The organism is Heliobacterium mobile, from assembly GCF_009720735.1.
GTDB classification, from domain to species: Bacteria; Bacillota; Desulfitobacteriia; order Heliobacteriales; family Heliobacteriaceae; genus Heliobacterium; species Heliobacterium mobile.
The window spans coordinates 23217-39691 of record NZ_WNKU01000030.1; the positions used below are offsets into that span (position 1 = coordinate 23217).

General features: G+C 48.7%; 13 protein-coding genes, 1 rRNA gene and 1 riboswitch. Of the genes, 7 read left to right on the top strand and 7 right to left on the bottom strand.

Translation table 11 applies throughout. From position 1 onward, the window contains the following. Positions 1-69: 69 nt before the first annotated feature. On the bottom strand, positions 70-1065 hold the full coding sequence (locus GJ688_RS16955; RefSeq protein ID WP_155477710.1) for a DMT family transporter: 996 nt from the start codon (positions 1063-1065) through the stop codon (positions 70-72). 119 nt (positions 1066-1184) lie between these two features. On the opposite strand from GJ688_RS16955, the gene pdxR reads away from it, so the two are divergent. Next, positions 1185-2576, top strand: coding sequence for a MocR-like pyridoxine biosynthesis transcription factor PdxR (pdxR, locus tag GJ688_RS16960; protein ID WP_155477725.1), 1392 nt, complete (start codon positions 1185-1187; stop codon positions 2574-2576). 441 nt (positions 2577-3017) lie between these two features. Further along, on the top strand, positions 3018-4742 hold the full coding sequence (locus tag GJ688_RS16965; RefSeq protein ID WP_207708832.1) for a methyl-accepting chemotaxis protein: 1725 nt from the start codon (positions 3018-3020) through the stop codon (positions 4740-4742). 103 nt (positions 4743-4845) lie between these two features. Here the strand turns inward: GJ688_RS16965 and GJ688_RS16970 are convergent, their stop codons facing one another. After that, the gene (locus GJ688_RS16970) at positions 4846-5493 is read right to left on the bottom strand and encodes a glycoside hydrolase domain-containing protein (RefSeq protein WP_155477712.1); all 648 of its coding nucleotides are present in this window, start codon (positions 5491-5493) and stop codon (positions 4846-4848) included. Between the two features lie 199 nt (positions 5494-5692). Between GJ688_RS16970 and GJ688_RS16975 the strand changes: the two genes are divergently transcribed. The 3 genes from GJ688_RS16975 (at position 5693) to GJ688_RS16985 (ending at position 7894) form a co-directional block, all read left to right on the top strand. Continuing rightward, on the top strand, positions 5693-6223 hold the full coding sequence (locus GJ688_RS16975) for a YfiT family bacillithiol transferase (RefSeq protein WP_155477713.1): 531 nt from the start codon (positions 5693-5695) through the stop codon (positions 6221-6223). A gap of 256 nt (positions 6224-6479) precedes the next feature. After that, positions 6480-7085: a transglutaminase-like domain-containing protein gene (locus GJ688_RS16980; RefSeq protein WP_155477714.1), complete on the top strand. Its 606-nt coding sequence runs from the start codon at positions 6480-6482 to the stop codon at positions 7083-7085. A 131-nt stretch (positions 7086-7216) separates the two neighbouring features. Then, on the top strand, positions 7217-7894 hold the full coding sequence (locus GJ688_RS16985; RefSeq protein WP_170292105.1) for a DUF2461 domain-containing protein: 678 nt from the start codon (positions 7217-7219) through the stop codon (positions 7892-7894). Positions 7895-7998: 104 nt separating this feature from the next. Here GJ688_RS16985 and GJ688_RS16990 read toward each other — a convergent pair whose 3' ends face one another. The 3 genes from GJ688_RS16990 to GJ688_RS17000 all read right to left on the bottom strand — a co-directional run bounded on the left by GJ688_RS16990 (position 7999) and on the right by GJ688_RS17000 (position 11011). Next, the gene (locus GJ688_RS16990) at positions 7999-8442 is read right to left on the bottom strand and encodes a MarR family winged helix-turn-helix transcriptional regulator (protein WP_155477716.1); all 444 of its coding nucleotides are present in this window, start codon (positions 8440-8442) and stop codon (positions 7999-8001) included. 114 nt (positions 8443-8556) lie between these two features. Then, positions 8557-9342, bottom strand: a complete 786-nt coding sequence (locus tag GJ688_RS16995; RefSeq protein ID WP_155477717.1) for an EFR1 family ferrodoxin — start codon at positions 9340-9342, stop codon at positions 8557-8559. Between the two features lie 325 nt (positions 9343-9667). Continuing rightward, on the bottom strand, positions 9668-11011 hold the full coding sequence (locus GJ688_RS17000) for an alanine/glycine:cation symporter family protein (protein ID WP_155477718.1): 1344 nt from the start codon (positions 11009-11011) through the stop codon (positions 9668-9670). Positions 11012-11184: 173 nt separating this feature from the next. Next, positions 11185-11288: riboswitch (glycine riboswitch) on the bottom strand. A 457-nt stretch (positions 11289-11745) separates the two neighbouring features. Between GJ688_RS17000 and GJ688_RS17005 the strand changes: the two genes are divergently transcribed. Continuing rightward, positions 11746-13683: a methyl-accepting chemotaxis protein gene (locus GJ688_RS17005; RefSeq protein ID WP_155477719.1), complete on the top strand. Its 1938-nt coding sequence runs from the start codon at positions 11746-11748 to the stop codon at positions 13681-13683. A 56-nt stretch (positions 13684-13739) separates the two neighbouring features. Here the strand turns inward: GJ688_RS17005 and GJ688_RS17010 are convergent, their stop codons facing one another. Together GJ688_RS17010 and GJ688_RS17015 are read right to left on the bottom strand one after the other, a co-directional pair. After that, positions 13740-14963: a molybdopterin molybdotransferase MoeA gene (locus GJ688_RS17010; protein ID WP_155477720.1), complete on the bottom strand. Its 1224-nt coding sequence runs from the start codon at positions 14961-14963 to the stop codon at positions 13740-13742. 186 nt (positions 14964-15149) lie between these two features. Next, positions 15150-15356 carry a TOBE domain-containing protein gene (locus GJ688_RS17015; protein ID WP_155477721.1) on the bottom strand — a complete coding sequence of 69 codons (207 nt, stop codon included), beginning with the start codon at positions 15354-15356 and terminating at the stop codon, positions 15150-15152. A 553-nt stretch (positions 15357-15909) separates the two neighbouring features. Between GJ688_RS17015 and GJ688_RS17020 the strand changes: the two genes are divergently transcribed. Then, positions 15910-16475, top strand: a 16S ribosomal RNA gene (locus GJ688_RS17020); the annotation flags it as partial.

A 16475-nucleotide genomic window follows, 5' to 3' on the forward strand; every position in this document is an offset into this window, starting at 1 on the left:
CCATCGTACAGACGGTTCTTGTCAGTTCAGCAAGTTTGACCCGATATCAAGAGACGTATCACCGGTATGCTATCTCCTGTCATAGTGAACATCGTCCGATAGGATGATGGAGAGGTTTCGCTCTGATTGTTCATCTCGTTTTCCATCTCGCAATCCGATTAAAATCATAGCAAGCATGATCAGAACCCCTCCAGACCATTGCTCCCAGCCAGCATGTTCACCAAGCACCCAAACCGACAAGATCAAAGCAGTAAACGGCATCATGCCCGAAAAGGCAGCCGCCGTATAAGCACTACACCGTTTGATCCCGGCAAACCAGCATATGAACGACAGAGCCGTTACGATGGCCCCATACCAAGCTAACGCCGACCATTGCACGACGCCAATCTTCATCAGCGACGCTAGGGGTTGTTCATACATTGCAGGAACGAGGCACAGTCCGAGGGCCATTACTGAAACCAGTAAAGTTTGCACCGTCGGATCCAGGGGTTCCTTTTCTGCATGATCGGTCTTGAGTGAATTCATACGCGAAAATATATTGAACAAGGATTCGCTGGCCGCGGCGCAGAGAACCAGCATATTTCCCCAGAAATGTTCAGAAGCAAAATCACTCCCCTTTGCCAGAATTCCCTGCACTAGAAGGATCCCACCCACTGTGCAGAGAATCCCGGCAAAGGTTTTTTTGTTCGCCGGTTCTTTCAATGCACCCCAGGCAAGTATTGCCGTGATGGCAGGGGTAGCACCTGTCAATATTCCGGCTTCGGCGGCGCTGGTGTGCAAAAGTCCTTCCAGCAAGAACATCCGAAACAGGAATACCCCGAACAATGCCTGCAAAAGCAGCATCAACCATTGCTTTTTATCCATCGTTCCGATCGCTTGAGGTAATTTTCTCCCGCAAAGCGGCGCAAGGCATAGTATGGCAAAAAACATACTCACGACGGTGATCGTAAAGGTCCCTATGTGGTGGGTCACAAAACGTGCCGTGACCACAGAGGTTCCGGCCAGGGTAAACGCACTGAAAAGGAAAAAGGCTCCCAGTAGATGCTCTATTTTGCTCTTTTCCATACACAGCCCCTCTTCTGCAATCGGATTCTAAGGATCCATGGCTAGAATCATACAGGGCAAACTGGTATCCTAAAAGAGCCAGTTATAAGCGATTGCTATCGGTCCAGTTGGAGGGTGCCATGTGGGGAATTGAGTTGCGTCGAAGTGGCGATATTTCTTTGACGCGCCAGATCTATCAATCGCTCAAGGAGCAAATTACGAGGGGTTACATCCTATCGGGTGAAGCACTTCCTTCGACCCGTGAGCTGGCTAAACAGCTTGGGGTATCCCGGAATACGGTTTGCGAGGCCTATGAAATGCTGTTGGCTGAGGGGGATGTGGTCAGTAGCCAGGGTTCACCGACCCGAGTGGCCGAGGGGGTGTGCGTTGATCTGCCACCCCATGCAGAACCGATGGAAACACTAACACCCAGTACTCCGCCGATCCGAGCGAACTTTCAAACGGGGCAACCGGATTTGCGGCACTTTCCCCGGTTTCAGTGGTCCCAGCTCCTACGCAAAGCCTATGAGGAGATGCCGCTGGATCAGTTCGGGTATACAGGACCGGAGGGGCTGCCGAAGCTCCGTGAGGAAATCGCTGCATGGCTTTTTCGAAGCAAAGGCCTTACCGTTCGCTCCCAGGACATCTTCATCACGGCTGGCGCCACTCAGGCGCTGCACCTGATCTCCGAAATGCTCTGTCATCGTGCAAAGGGAATCATCATCGAGGATCCCTGTCACATGGGCATGCTGCGAGTGCTGCGGAGTAAAGAGGTGACCGTTTATCCAGTTCCAGTCGATGAGCATGGTCTTCAGACAGAGCAGCTTGAACCATGGAACGCCGGCGCTATTTATGTGACGCCGTCCCACCAGTTCCCCTTGGGTGGTATTCTACCTGCCAACCGGCGGGCTGTCTTAATTCGCTTTGCCCGAGAGAACCATCTCTATATCATCGAGGATGATTATGACAGCGAGTTTCGCTACTGCGGTGAGCCGGTTGCTCCGCTTTACGCTATGGATCCACAGCGGGTCATCTATGTAGGTACTTTTAGCAAAATCCTGTTCCCGGCCTTGCGGGTGGGGTACGCGGTACTGCCTCCAACCCTTCATCGCCAGTGGAAGTATCTACGAACGCATACGGATGTGCAAAGCCCGCCCTTTGAACAGGCCGCACTGGCCGAGTATTTGGGTTCACGCAAGCTGGACCGGCATGTACAGAAGATGCGGCGTTTATATGGAGAGCGGCGGAAGCTTCTTTTATCGTTACTGAAGGATACCTTTGGAACAGGATGGCGTCCATGGGGAGACGCGGCCGGATTGCATATTGCGCTCGCCTTTCAGGGATTCTACTTTGATCAAGAATTCATTCAACGAAGCAAGCAAGCGGGTATTTTCTGTACTTCCGTGGACGATCACAGCATTTGTAAAGGCAGGCATCTAGATAAGCTGCTTTTAGGGTACGGACATCTCGAACCCGATGAGATTCGTAAGGGGATCTCGCTCCTGTATGAATTGATGAATGGACATACGTAGAAAAGTATCACCGCTGACAGCGAAAGTAGCCTTAACCTTTTGTATAAAATGCAAGGGGGGGTTACTTTAGAAATAAAGGGGAGCAGACGTCACGGTTTCCGCGGAATCTCAAAATGGCTTATTAGTGCAAGGGTTGATGGGGCTTAATTGCGTATTGAAGAGGTCAAGGAAGGGGTTTAAAGGGTAAATTTAATGAAATCCTAACAGGAACACCGTTATCAGATTATTCCAGCAACATTAGTAGAAAAAAGAAGGATTTTCACAAAAAATATAGAACGGTGACGAATAACAAGTATTACATTTAGATCGATTTTGAGAGGGCGTGGTGACCTAACGAAAGAAGGGAAAATTGAATAGACGTACGGTTCAACAAACTTGGATTTTGGGTGACAGAGTAAGCGTTCATAACATTCGAAAAATAGCTGAAAGAAGATGGTCTACTTGAATCTTCAAAATCTAAGAATCGGTAAGAAACTCTATTTGGGATTTGGACTTGTTACTTTAATTATGCTGTCCGTCATCGGTTTCGCTTATATCCAGTTTGTTGCTGAGTCTGATGCCGTCGCGATTAATGTCCATACATATGAGGTTATAGGAGAAGCCGACGCCATTTTAACCAGCTTAGTCAATATGGAAACGGGTGAACGCGGGTTCGCACTCACTGGAAAAGAAGAATTTTTGGAACCGTATAATAATGGTAAGAGCGGTTTCCAACAAAATTATGACAGGATCAAACAGCTTACCTCCGATAATCCTAAACAACAAGAACGACTCGTGAACCTGCTGCAACAAGAGAAAGAATGGCTGGCGAACGAGTCAGATCGTTTGATTGAACTACGGCGCCAAGTGGGCACCGGACAAGTGAAAATGGAAGAGGTCATGGCCTTTGTTCAAGCGGGAAAAGGTAAGCAGAGCATGGATGGCATGCGTAAGCTACTTGCGGACATAAAAGCGGAGGAAAGCAGCCTCTTGGCCAAACGTTCCGAAGCACTTCATCAAGGGGAGATGAAGACCAAAATTACCTTGGTCGGTGGAAGTGCCGTTGGTTTAGTGCTTGCCGCGTTTTTTGCTTTTTTGATCACTCGAGGAATTACCAAACCAGTCAACCTGTTATATGGAGAACTGACAAAGCTGGCCCAAAGCGGCGGCGATCTTAGGCAAGAAATACACGTCGATACCAAAGATGAGATTGGTGATCTAGCGAATGCGATCAATCAATTTTTAGCCGATCTCAGGGGCATCATGATCCAAGTGCTCCATAGCGCCGAGAATGTCTCTGCCTCTACCTCTGAATTAACGACCAGTGCCGGCCAATCGGCGCAGGCGTCCAATCAGGTGGCGGCTTCTATCACCGAAGTGGCGCAAGGGGCCGATATGCAGGTAAAAGCCGTCAGTGAAGCCTCGGCGGTCATCGAGCAAATGTCTGCAGGGATTCAGCAGATGGCGGCCAATGCCAATGCCGTGTCCGGCATGGCAGAAAAAACAGCTAAAGCGGCTACAGAAGGGAATAAAGCGGTAAGCAATGCTACGACTCAAATGAACAGCATTGAAAAGTCCGTATCCAGTTCCACGCAGGTGGTCTCAAAACTCGGTGAACGTTCGAATGAGATTGGGCAAATCGTCGCTACGATTTCCGGGATCGCAGGTCAGACGAACCTATTGGCACTGAATGCGGCGATTGAGGCTGCTCGCGCCGGTGAACAAGGTAAGGGATTTGCCGTCGTCGCAGAGGAAGTACGTAAACTGGCTGAACAGTCCCAAGAAGCGGCCAAGCAAATTGCCGATTTAATCTCGGAGATACAGGCCGAGACGAGTAATGCAGTGTCCGCCATGAACGAGGGAAGTCGAGAAGTGAAAATCGGAACTGATGTGATGAACAGTGCCGGAAAGGCGTTCAGGGAGATCGTCTCGCTCATCGATCAAGTTTCGTCCCAAGTCAGCGAGATTTCGGCAGCCACCCAGCAGATGGCATCGGGAAGCCAGCAAATCGTTTCGTCAGTGAGGGAGATTGACCGGTTTAGCAAGGACGCTGCGGCTCAAACGCAAACGGTTTCGGCAGCAACGGAAGAGCAGTCCGCGACCATCGAGCAGATCGCTTCCTCTAGTAAAGAGTTGCAGAAAATGGCGGAGGACTTAAAGGCTACCGTCGGTAAGTTCAAGGTCTAATACAAAGGGAAAGACGGTTTCAGCGATGAAGCCGTCTTTCCTCATTCCAGGGCAATGATAGCGATGGAATTTTTAGTCTTCAGCCAACGGAAAAGACAATCATTTAGAAAAGTTGATTCAGTAATCGGGTATCCATCATATTGGTATCGATGGGACAAGTTTTAGAATCGCGCCCATACTGCCATGCCCAGACATTCCCGTTGCAGTCGGGTCTGTTTGGAGAAAAGCCGGGAGCATCTTGCGGGCCCGTCACGGTTATTTCCGGTTGCGCACTCCATAAGGCTGTCTCATAACCGACACGGCCGTCTTTTTTTACGGCTCGACAATAGGCGTCGCTAAAGGGTCCTCGGATGGGGTCATGATAGATGCCCGATTTATAGCCGGAAATCCGAATGGTATCGACCCAACCACGGATCCAGGCTTCATTGATTCGAAAATAGTGTTCGATATTGGCAAAGAGAAAGGTTCCCTGGGTAACCCCTAATCGTTCTGCATTCTCGACAGCTACTCGGGCCACGTTTTTTCCATTTTCATAACCTAGTGCTTCACGAAAATCATTATAGATGGGTAAGATTTTGATATTTTGGCCGCGGAGAAAAGAAATTTCTTCGTTCGTCAATCCACTGGCGACACGAGGAACAGTAGAGAGGTACCTTCCCCAAAAACGTGGCTTTCCGAAATTATTCATCACGCATTGAAGCAATTGATCATCCGCTGGGGAGGCCGAGTCGACACCCCATGCATATGCCATGAGAACACCTCCATGTTATACAGCATATGTAGGGCTTTTCAGCTTGGTTTGGACTATTTTCGAATGAAAAGAAGAGATCCCAAATCGAGAATAAGCGATTATACTAGTGCTAACCAACTATGGCGATTATCGTGTACTGCAGCTTTTATGTGTAAAGAGCACACCCGTATATCGATGAGTGGAAAAGGAGGGCCCGGTCATGGATGAATTGAAATACCCTATCGGTCGCTTTGATTTTTCGCAAGAGGTCTCGGATGAACAAATTCCTGGTCTTGTTGCCCAAATTGAGGCGTTGCCAGAGTTGCTGCGCAAGTCAGTGGAAGGCTTATCGGAAGAGCAAATGGACGCTTCCTATCGACCCGGGGGATGGACCCTTCGTCAAGTCATTCATCATGTCGCCGACAGTCATATGAACTCCTTTGTCCGGTTCAAATTGGCCTTGACGGAAGACAGCCCTACGATAAAACCGTATGACGAGGCGAAGTGGGCTGAACTCGACGATGCTGTTCATGTACCAGCGGACGTTTCTCTTCAACTGATCGATTCTTTACATAAGCGGTGGGTTCGGTTACTTTGCTCGCTGACCCCTGCTCAACTGGACGCCGTATTTCGCCACCCGGAAATCGGGGACGTCAGTCTTCGCAAAGCCATCGGTCTTTACGCATGGCACGGGAATCATCATCTTGGACACATTCAAGCTTTCAAAAAACGGAACGGTCTTGGCCTATAAAGGGGTTTACAAAAGTCAAGTCCGAGCAAATCAAACCATTACCGGGCATTCGTGAAACACCTCTGTATAAAAGGACGAAGGTGCCTCGCGAATGCCCAATTTATTTGTAACCTTCCAAAAAGGCATTGCGCTACGATAAGGGGTATGTACCCTAAAAAGAACCATTGCCTTGATAAAAAATCATTTACCTTAAAAAGAATCTTTAAGATGTAGCAACCAGGTAACCTGATAGAAGTTACAGGGAGCGATGATTCCGATGAATTTGATCTTGGAAACAGACGATCTGGACGAGTATCGTAAGTCTTCGGACGTTATCGACTATCAAATCACTGCCATAAGAGAAAGGGCTATACGGATTACCGAGGGAATTCAAGACGAACTAGATATCGTTCGCGCCGTATATCACTTTGTCAGAGATGAAATCGCACACTCCGCAGACATTCAAGGAACCGTAGTGACTTGCAAAGCGTCGGAAGTGCTGGAACATCGACAAGGGATTTGCTATGCCAAAGCGCACTTACTGGCGGCACTGCTTCGTAGTTTAGGCATACCTACGGGCTTTTGCTATCAGAAGCTCGTCTTAGATGATGAAGACAAGCCCTGGTTGGTATTGCACGGGTTGAATGCCGTGTACATACAGAGTCTAGAGAAATGGATCCGGCTCGATGCTCGGGGAAATAAAGCCGGCGTCACGGCCGAGTTTTCCACGGACGACGAAAAGTTAGCCTTTGAGGTGCGAACCGAACTGGGGGAAGAAGAGGACCCCATGATTTATGTAAGTCCCAGCACGAACGCCATTCAAGCTCTCATACACTGGAAGACCGTAGAGGAACTATTGGCCCATTTGCCACCAGAGGTATAAGCGGAGTGTGTATAAAAGAATAGGTGAATATAGACAAAAAGTATGAACGGTATACGAAAAGACCAGCATAACGAACGACCAGTATAAGGAAAGGCCCGTAAATATGATGGGTGAAACTGGAGGGCAGAGCTGTGTTTCAAGGATTTTCAACCGAGACGATTCGTTTTCTCGCCGATCTGAGAGCGAACAACAACAAAGAATGGTTTGAAGTAAACCGGGGCCGCTATAAACAGCACTTGATGGAACCACTCCAGGACATGGTCCTCGCTCTCGCTCCATGCATGAAGTCTATCGATTTGTTAATAGAAACAAACCCGAAGCGATGTATCTCCAGAATCAACCGGGATACCCGCTTTTCCAAAGACAAAAGCCCCTACCGGGCCAATATGTGGGTCTCTCTCAAAAGAAACTACAAGGATTGGAAGACAGAGCCGGTTTTCTTTTTTGAGCTATTCCCCGACTATTATCGGTATGGCATGGGCTTTTACTGCATCCCGAAGGAAACCCTATATGAAATACGCGGTCTGATCGACGGTCAAGATAAAGCCTTTTTAAAGGCACATTCTCTGTATAAAGGGCAAGGAACCTTTAGTCTAGAAGGCGAGAAATATAAACGAATCCTTAATCCCAATCTGCCTGATGAGTGGAAAGAATGGTACCAACGAAAAGATATTTACTTCGTCTGCAACAAAAATGTTGATGAGGGCCTGTTCCGGTCTGACTTGATTCGGGAATTGGCCGATGGTTTTGGAACGTTGGCACCGATATATCACTTCTTCTTGAATTTGAGGAGTCTAGGGGCAAAGTGAGAGTTAACATGAAAAGGTACGTGTACATACGAGATTGTGTGCAGGAGGACGAAAGCGCCCCAAGAATGAATAGATAATCATTCTTGGGGCGCTTTTTGTTTTACCTATCTGTGGACGGAGGGCAGTCTGTTAAGCAAGGTCTTTAACTGTCCCCGTAAAGAGATGGCCTCCTCCACGGATATGGGCATGTTGCAAAAAGCTTTTTGAAGTGTCTCATAAGCGGCTTTTTTTAGTTCTTGTCCCTGCTCCGTTAACCGAATGAAGATGTGCCGCTCATCCTCTTGGCTGCGCTGCCGGAACAATAGCCCGGCAGCTTCCATTTTTTTTAGCAGAGGTGTTAGTGTCCCGGAGTCGAGGTAAAGGCGCTCACCGAGCTCCTTTAGGTTGATGTCGTCTTTTTCCCAGAGCACTAATAAAACCACATACTGCGTATAGGTTAGACCGAGTTCCGCTAAAAAAGGCCGGTATATGCGGATGATCTCCTTTGAACAGGCGTAAATGGTAAAACAGAGTTGATTATCTAACTTTAACAGTTCATCTCGATCCATTTTTATAGTCACACTCTCCATGAGGATTGCGAGTCCAGTAAGGGAAAGGGCTACACTTAAACATCATATCCTTTATTCCAATAATGGCACCCTGCCCGTCAGGAGCAAGGGAGTCTATTTTGAATGGATGATATCGAGGGCGGACACCTTTGGATGATGATACCGCTTTCTTCCCTTCGTCCTTCCGCCATACTCTATACTTTTTGCAGGACAGAAGTGGAGGCAAGCCAGACACTCTTGACAGTTTTCCAGCCACAGAGGCTTGTTATCTTTCATATGGATATTGTTTACCGGACAAACCTTCTCACAAATACCGCATGATGTGCAGGAGGATGCACATGTAAACTTCTGGTGCACGTGAGGAAGCTGATGATTCTTCCAGTACTTGTGAAAGGCCTTAAGTGGTGCCCAGAAAGGTTCCGCCTCGCGGAACGGTTTTGCTGACAAGAGTGCGCTTGTGATTTCCTGAATTTTCAGGTCAGCCTTCGCGAGCTTCTGATGCGTTTTTTCGGTCGGCGGAATGTCAGAGAGGGGAATATAACTCGAAATCATTGCCACGTGGAAAGCAGCGTCCAGACTCCTGCCTTTCTGACCGAAAAGGTCGTCGACTTGGTGAAGTGCACTGCTCGAAAGACGCCCCACACCACTGGTGACGATGACAAAAGAGTACGTAACCTTCTCCATGCGGATTTTCCGAATAAAGTCACTGACCATGGGGGGGATGCCAAAATAGTGCAAGGGGAAAACAAAGCCGACCATTTCAGAATCAGCGGTGATTGTTTCGTACTGGCGCAGGCTCGGTATGGACAAGAGATCGCATTCACCTAGTTTCTCAGCGATGGACTTAGATACATGGAGCGAGTTTCCCGTTGCGGAAAAGTAATAAATTGTTCGCTTCATAGTTGCACCCTTTCTATCATATTGTTGCTAACGGCAGCTTACCTTAATGAAGGGTAATAAATTGAATTTTATACAATCTAATTGCATGTGATTGTATTATAACGGGAAGCCCTGTGTTTGTGATGCCAGTAAAGAATGTGGTTTCTGGCATGGGACTTTGGGAAGAGGTTCGACAAATTTATTAAAGAGTTCATCTTTAAAAAGAATAAGCTGCCCTCCCTAACGTCCCATGGAACGTTATCAAGAGGACAGCTCTTTTTGATGGTTAAATCCTAGTTTCGAAACAGGTTCAAACAACCTGACCAAAGCGGACGATCAACGATGGTTACGAACGTTTCACCACGTCTATGTACCGTTTTGTCTCCGCGACAACGACGCCGGAAAGGGCCAATAGGGCGATAAGATTCGGAATCGCCATCAGGCCATTGACGATGTCGGCCAGCAGCCAAATCGCGTCCAGTTTTAGGAAAGCACCTAAGGCAACTAACAGGATAAAGATGTAGCGATAAGGTTTGATTCCTTTGACACCAAAGAGATATTCGCAGCACCGTTCTCCGTAGTAGTTCCATCCGAGAATGGTCGTAAAGGCAAAAAGGGCGAGTCCGACGGTGAGTAAGAGCGTACCGAATTGGGGGAACGCCGCGGAAAAGGCTTTTTGGGTCATGGCCGCACCAGCGGCGTCGCCAGACCAAACATTCGTTACGATCAGTACGAGACCGGTCATCGTACAGATGATGATGGTATCAATGAAGGTTCCCGTCATGGAAATGAGGCCCTGTTCGGCAGGCCACTTCGTTTTAGCCGCCGCCGCTGCAATCGGTGCGCTTCCGAGACCGGATTCGTTCGAGAAGACGCCCCGGGCGATGCCGTTTCGAACGGCCATCATCACCGTGGCTCCAAGAAATCCACCGGTTGCTGCGCTGCCCGTAAAAGCTTCCTGAATCACCCGGCTGATCGCATGAGGAAGTTGGTCGGCAAACACGACGAGGACAGCAGTACAAGAAACGATGTAGAGGATAGCCATAAAGGGAACGATTTTTTCGGATACTTGAGCGATGCTTTGAAGACCCCCGAGCGTGATCATCGCTACGAGAATCGTGATGACGGCCGCCGTGACCGGAACGGGAATGCCGAGACCGGAGTCACAGGCAGCGACGATGGAGTTCACTTGAGGGAAGGTACCGATACCGAAGCAGGCCACTAAGACGCCACTGGCTGCAAACATGATGGCGAGTGGTCGGTATTTGGGTCCCATCCCATTGACGATGTAGTACATAGGACCGCCGGAGATTTGTCCGTTGGCGTCGACCGAACGGTACTTCACGGCAAGTAGGCCTTCGGCATATTTCGTGGCCATGCCGAAGAAGGCGGCCAGCCACATCCAAAACAGTGCTCCGGGACCGCCCGCTTTAATGGCTGTGGCGACACCGACGATGTTTCCTGTGCCAACGGTGGCGGCCAAGGCCGTACAGAGGGCACCAAAACTGTTTACATCACCGGAACCGTCATTTTTGGCAGTGAAGATGAGCTTCAGTGCCAGAGGAAGTTTTGTAACTTGTAAAAGACCTAGGCGCAGGGTGAGAAAGATGCCTGTTCCCACGAGAAGAACTAACAGCGGCGGACCCCAAACCAGACTATCAATTTGATCCAGTATTGAGATGATGTCCATGATGATTGCTCCTTTGTATGTAGTAGAGATGAGGCGTCGGTTCGGAGAAGGAAAAAGGGTATAAAAAAGAGCCAAATCTGACGATTTGACTCTGAAGAAAGGATGGAGTATAGGAAAAATGAGCGAAAGCGCTCAAAAAAGAATGCATAAATAAACAGGGCGATAGACACCCTATTAATTACTCTGTCCTTTTGCCTGAGAGATTTGGACGGCTTTTTTACAAACCGCTTTGCCCCTTCGGCGCCCTGTATCGCAGGGTCTCTCCAGAGTTTCGTCAGCTTAACGGTTCTCGTTGCCCGAACAGCAAAGGCCTGAGAGTGTAACTCCTTCGGCGAGTCTTGTCGACTGCTCTCCCGTAAGCGTCATCCGAAAATATCCTATGAAATTGTCACGAAGAGAATTATAGAAAATAAATCACAGCCCGGCAATACGTAGTAAATTAATCGTACTATTTGGAGCATATATTATATTCTTAAAAGTTCAGCTATTCGAAACAAATAGACAACCAACAGAACAGGCCAAAACGAACGAACCAACTGTGACCAGGGTGGTAATCGCCTATAAGCAATATTTGTTCAAAGGGGAGTTTATGTCATAATATACCTCGGATTGTGAAAAAGGTTTTTTGAACAGACCTAAAGAAAAGGATAGGGCATCAAATTTTTCGAAAAAGAGTTGCATCTTTCAAATAACTCTTTCTGTTTTGCGTAGTCTAGTATGGAGGGTATAGATCGATGTCTATTCGAAAGCAGATCCTCGTGGCATTATTGATTTTTTCACTCGTACCGATCCTAATAAGTGTGGCCGTGAATATGTATGCCGTAAACAAAGGCTTGTCCTCCGTCGAAAGGGAACAAGTCTTGTTTGCTGGGGAATCGGCAGCAAACACGGTCAGCGTGTTAACGAAAGAACTGGAATCGGGTGTTCGAACTTGCGGTTGGTGGGATGATGCGAACGAGAATGTGGGCAAATCGGATATCGCCTGGATTAAAGATCAATTGTCGACAGCTATGTCCGATTTTTCTCTCGATTTTATGCTGGTCACTGATAAGGACGGAAAAATCTTATACGCTGAGGGGACAGAATCTTTTACGGGTGACATGCGTCAACAGCCGATCCTGAAGCCATTGGTCGGCGACAAGAAATTACATAGCGGACTGTATAAAGCCTCTAAAGGGATGGCCCTCGTTGCCGAGGCTCAAATCCTCAGAACGGGTGGAAAAGGGGACTGTGCGGGATATCTCGTTTTCGGAAAACGCATTGGCAATAAGCATTTGGAAACGCTTAAAAAACTGACCGGTGCGGAAGTCGCCCTACTATATCCGACTGGGGAGGCTCCACTGGCGACAGAGGCAACCTTTGCGAAAGAGCCGGAGAACGGGAAGGTAATAAATTCACAGATGGTCGGTACTACGAAGTATTTGACTTCCTACCGACCTTTGCACGATATCAACGGAAGCGAAGTGGCGAAGATCGCGGCTTCCATCCCAGTCGTCGCGAGTGTACAAACGGAAAAGGATCTTGTAAGCATCGCGATGGCGATTTTGGTCGTCAGTTGTTTGATCGTCATTCCGAGTGGGATGGTTATATCGAATCGGATTGCCAAACCGATTACGGCAACTGCGGAATTGCTTGACGAGGTCGCATCCGGTAATCTGCAGCATAAACACGTCTATGCCGACCAACGGGGCGAAATTGGACGTATGATAAACGCCTATAACAGGATGGTGCAAGGATTAGCGGGATTGGTCAAAGGCTGTAACGAGAGTGCAGAAAATGTTGTGGGTACGACTCGTATATTGAATTCCAGTATTGAAAACTTACGCATCTGTAGCAAGGAGAATACCTTACATATTCAGCAGGTGGCACAAGCGTCCCAAAAGATTCGGTCCACATCGGAAATATCTGTCGCCGATATGTTGAACATCGCGGGGATTGTTCGGGAAGTATCCCAGTATGTATCTACGCTGCGGGAAGCATCCCAGGAGACAGCGTCACAAGCCAATGATGGGCGTACTGAGATTGAGCGTGTCATTAAACAAATGCAGTTGATCCTCGAAAAATCGGAAGGGACGGAGCACGTGGTGAACGTGCTGGGCACGAACTCTGAAAAAATCGGTCAGTTTGTGGACGTGATTACCTCTATAGCCTCCCAAACGAACTTACTGGCCCTAAACGCTGCCATTGAAGCGGCGAGAGCGGGGGAACATGGACGCGGTTTTGCTGTGGTGGCGGAAGAGGTCCGTCAACTTGCCGAAGAATCTGCTAAAGCTGCCGGGGAAATTCATCACATCATGAGCGAAATCCAACGAGGAACTGCACAGTCTATATCAGCTATCCATGAAGAAACTGGTGTCATTCGTGAAGGGGTTTCCATGGTCGAAAAGTCCGGTAATTTATTTGTGAAGATTGAAGAGGCTGCTTTAGAAGTATCCCGAAAGATTACGTCGATTGCCGATCAGACACAGACACTGACCGCACAAAGTGAAAGTGTGGTCGGCCGAGTGACGGACGTACAGCGGGAAATCAATGTTATTTCAGATATGGCGCAAACGATTGCCGCTTCAACGGAAGAAGAACTCGCATCGGTTGAGGAAGTGAGCCACTCGATTGGAAAACTAGACGCGATGGTCGTACAAATGAGAGAGCTTACATCTCGGTTTAGGCTATAGAAAAAAGGGACTGACATGAGTCGGTCCCTTACGATTTTTCTTATACTTTTCTTACATCATAAAAGAATCGCTTCTACCCAATCATCGCTCAGCAATCGTTTCTGGGCCGGCACTTCCACTAAGCAGTTGCAATCCAATAAGGACTTCATGACACCAGGATTCTGCTTGCCTGTGAAAGACAAGCGATATTCTCCTTCTACCCATTCGATTCGCCCGCGCAAAAAACGGCGTTGATTACTTATTTTGCTGAAACTTTCGGTAAGACGTGCCCGAACTTTACTGAGTTGGCCGTCTTTACGCCCGGCCCAATTCCGCAAGAGTGTTCGGACGGTCAACTCATAGGTGACGGCGGCGGCACCGGGATTCCCTGACAGGCCGATGAACAACTTTTCGCCGAGTCCCGAAGCCGTCATCGGTGTTCCCGGCTTGATATCTAGTTTTGTAAACAGCCCTTTTGCGCCTAGCTCGTGATGAACCTCTTTCACTACGTCATAATCGCCGACAGAGACGCCACCAGTCGTAATAATCAGATCCGCTTGAGCGAGTCCTTCTTGAATCCGTGCTTGGATTAGCTCTACTTTATCGTGGACCGAACCCAAGAGGACTGGCTCGCCCCCGTCACGGGAAACGTATCCGGCGAGTAAATACATGTTGGAATTAAAGATTTTCCCCGGCGTAAGCGGGGATGTAAGCGCTACGATTTCATCGCCCGTGGAGAGAATCCCTACCTTAGGCCGAGCATAGCAGGGTACAGGGTCGACGCCGAGTGCGGCCAACAGGGCTAATTCGGCGGGGCCAATCATCGTACCACGAGTAAGAATAGGTTCCCCTGCGGATACGTCTTCTCCGGCACGACTGATGTTCGCCCCAGGCGTGACTTCTGATAATAGACGAACCGTTTCCCCTGCCGATTCGGTATCCTCTTGGCGCAGCACAGCATTGGCGCCGAGCGGGATAGGGGCTCCCGTAAAGATTCGAGCGCACTCTCCAGCTTGCAATTCTCTCCGCCCGATATGCCCGGCGGGAATCCGATCGACGACCGTCAGGACTTTCGGATTTTTCTTCGATGCGCCAAGACTGTCTTCTCCCAGCAGCGCGTACCCATCTAAAGGGGAACGATCAAAGGGGGGTAAGGAGTAAGGGGCGAATAGGTCTTCTCCAAGGACTCGATTCTGGGCGTTCAAGATGGGGAGCGGCTCAACCATTGGGGGGCGCAATGGATAGTTCCACAAACACTCCTGGGCTTTTTCCAAGATGAACCGGTATGTATTTCTCTCCATCTTATCTCCACCTTAATAGGAACTACGATTTCGCTTTAACGGTTTTGGTTCTCTTAGTCTTACACATGGAAAAAGGGATTGTCAAATCAGCTTTCGATACCCTTTGTATGTTTTGGCAGTCTCTTTCCCCCATAAAAAACGGGCCGGAAGGCAAATGCCTTACCGACCCGTTTTTCATGGGGGAATCTAAGCCATCAGCAGGACGGAAGTGGATTTGACGACAGCCGTTGCTTTCGATCCGACGGCTAGTCCCAGTTCTTCGCAAGCGTCTTTGGAAATGATCGATGTGATCGTCTGATCATTTCCGAGATCAAGGATGACCTCAACGGTGACGACGCCAACTTTGATTTCCTTTACAGTGCCGGTCAGTTGGTTACGTGCGCTCAGTTTCATAAAAGCACCTCCTTGCCTTTCCGTGCTATGAAAAAAACCACACTAGATCACTATCTCGCTAAGTCGATTGTAACTCTATTCTATGTAAAATCAAGTATATTTGGAATAAATCATGAAAAATTTGTTGCTTCCAGGTCGAAGAGCGACGGCACTTCCAGTTACTACCGGTTGAAATGGTGAATGGGTAGTGATAAGCTATAACTCCTGTTGAGGACAGGACGTATTGATAGAGGTAAATACACAAGCGGAACGGATTCCGTTTGTAGCATTTTCAAAAGGGTTTTGAACCAAAACAAGCAATTTCCTAAAGATACCAGTTGCAATAGTGAATGCGAAGTGATATTATAAAGTTCCGCCCGGCAAACGGGCAAGAAAAACTTTGGTCCTTGAAAATCAAACAGTTGTTAAAGCAAAAGCGTGCGAAACCAAAGTCAATTCGGCCCGCGCGAGCGGGACGGACAAATTCTTGAGAGTAGATGACTTCTGTTACAAGAAGCCATAACTCGATAAGAAACTTTATTAATGAGAGCTTGACTCAAGCTTATCTACATTTTTTGTGGAGAGTTTGATCCTGGCTCAGGACGAACGCTGGCGGCATGCCTAACACATGCAAGTCGAACGGAGCACAGATACTTCGGTGGAAGTGCTTAGTGGCGGACGGGTGAGTAACGCGTGGATAACCTGCCTGAGAGTGGGGGATAACAGCCCGAAAGGGCTGCTAATACCGCATAACGTTGTCTGGGGACATCCCTGGACAACCAAAGGAGCAATCCGCTCTTGGATGGGTCCGCGTCCGATTAGCTAGTTGGTAGGGTAACAGCCTACCAAGGCGACGATCGGTAGCCGGCCTGAGAGGGTGAACGGCCACACTGGGACTGAGACACGGCCCAGACTCCTACGGGAGGCAGCAGTGGGGAATCTTCCGCAATGGGCGAAAGCCTGACGGAGCAATGCCGCGTGGGGGATGAAGGTCTTCGGATTGTAAACCCTTGTCTTCGGGGAAGAAGAATGACGGTACCCGAGGAGGAAGCCCCGGCTAACTACGTGCCAGCAGCCGCGGTAATACGTAGGGGGCAAGCGTTGTCCGGAATGACTGGGCGTAAAGCGCGTGCAGGCGGA

Bases quoted from the DNA above. Each gene is read 5' to 3' on its own strand.
- GJ688_RS16955 (WP_155477710.1), bottom strand. From the start codon at position 1,065: ATGGAAAAGAGCAAAATAGAGCATCTACTGGGAGCCTTTTTCCTTTTC.
- pdxR (WP_155477725.1), top strand. From the start codon at position 1,185: ATGTGGGGAATTGAGTTGCGTCGAAGTGGCGATATTTCTTTGACGCGC.
- GJ688_RS16970 (WP_155477712.1), bottom strand. From the start codon at position 5,493: ATGGCATATGCATGGGGTGTCGACTCGGCCTCCCCAGCGGATGATCAA.
- GJ688_RS16975 (WP_155477713.1), top strand. From the start codon at position 5,693: ATGGATGAATTGAAATACCCTATCGGTCGCTTTGATTTTTCGCAAGAG.
- GJ688_RS16980 (WP_155477714.1), top strand. From the start codon at position 6,480: ATGAATTTGATCTTGGAAACAGACGATCTGGACGAGTATCGTAAGTCT.
- GJ688_RS16990 (WP_155477716.1), bottom strand. From the start codon at position 8,442: ATGGATCGAGATGAACTGTTAAAGTTAGATAATCAACTCTGTTTTACC.
- GJ688_RS16995 (WP_155477717.1), bottom strand. From the start codon at position 9,342: ATGAAGCGAACAATTTATTACTTTTCCGCAACGGGAAACTCGCTCCAT.
- GJ688_RS17000 (WP_155477718.1), bottom strand. From the start codon at position 11,011: ATGGACATCATCTCAATACTGGATCAAATTGATAGTCTGGTTTGGGGT.
- GJ688_RS17005 (WP_155477719.1), top strand. From the start codon at position 11,746: ATGTCTATTCGAAAGCAGATCCTCGTGGCATTATTGATTTTTTCACTC.
- GJ688_RS17010 (WP_155477720.1), bottom strand. From the start codon at position 14,963: ATGGAGAGAAATACATACCGGTTCATCTTGGAAAAAGCCCAGGAGTGT.
- GJ688_RS17015 (WP_155477721.1), bottom strand. From the start codon at position 15,356: ATGAAACTGAGCGCACGTAACCAACTGACCGGCACTGTAAAGGAAATC.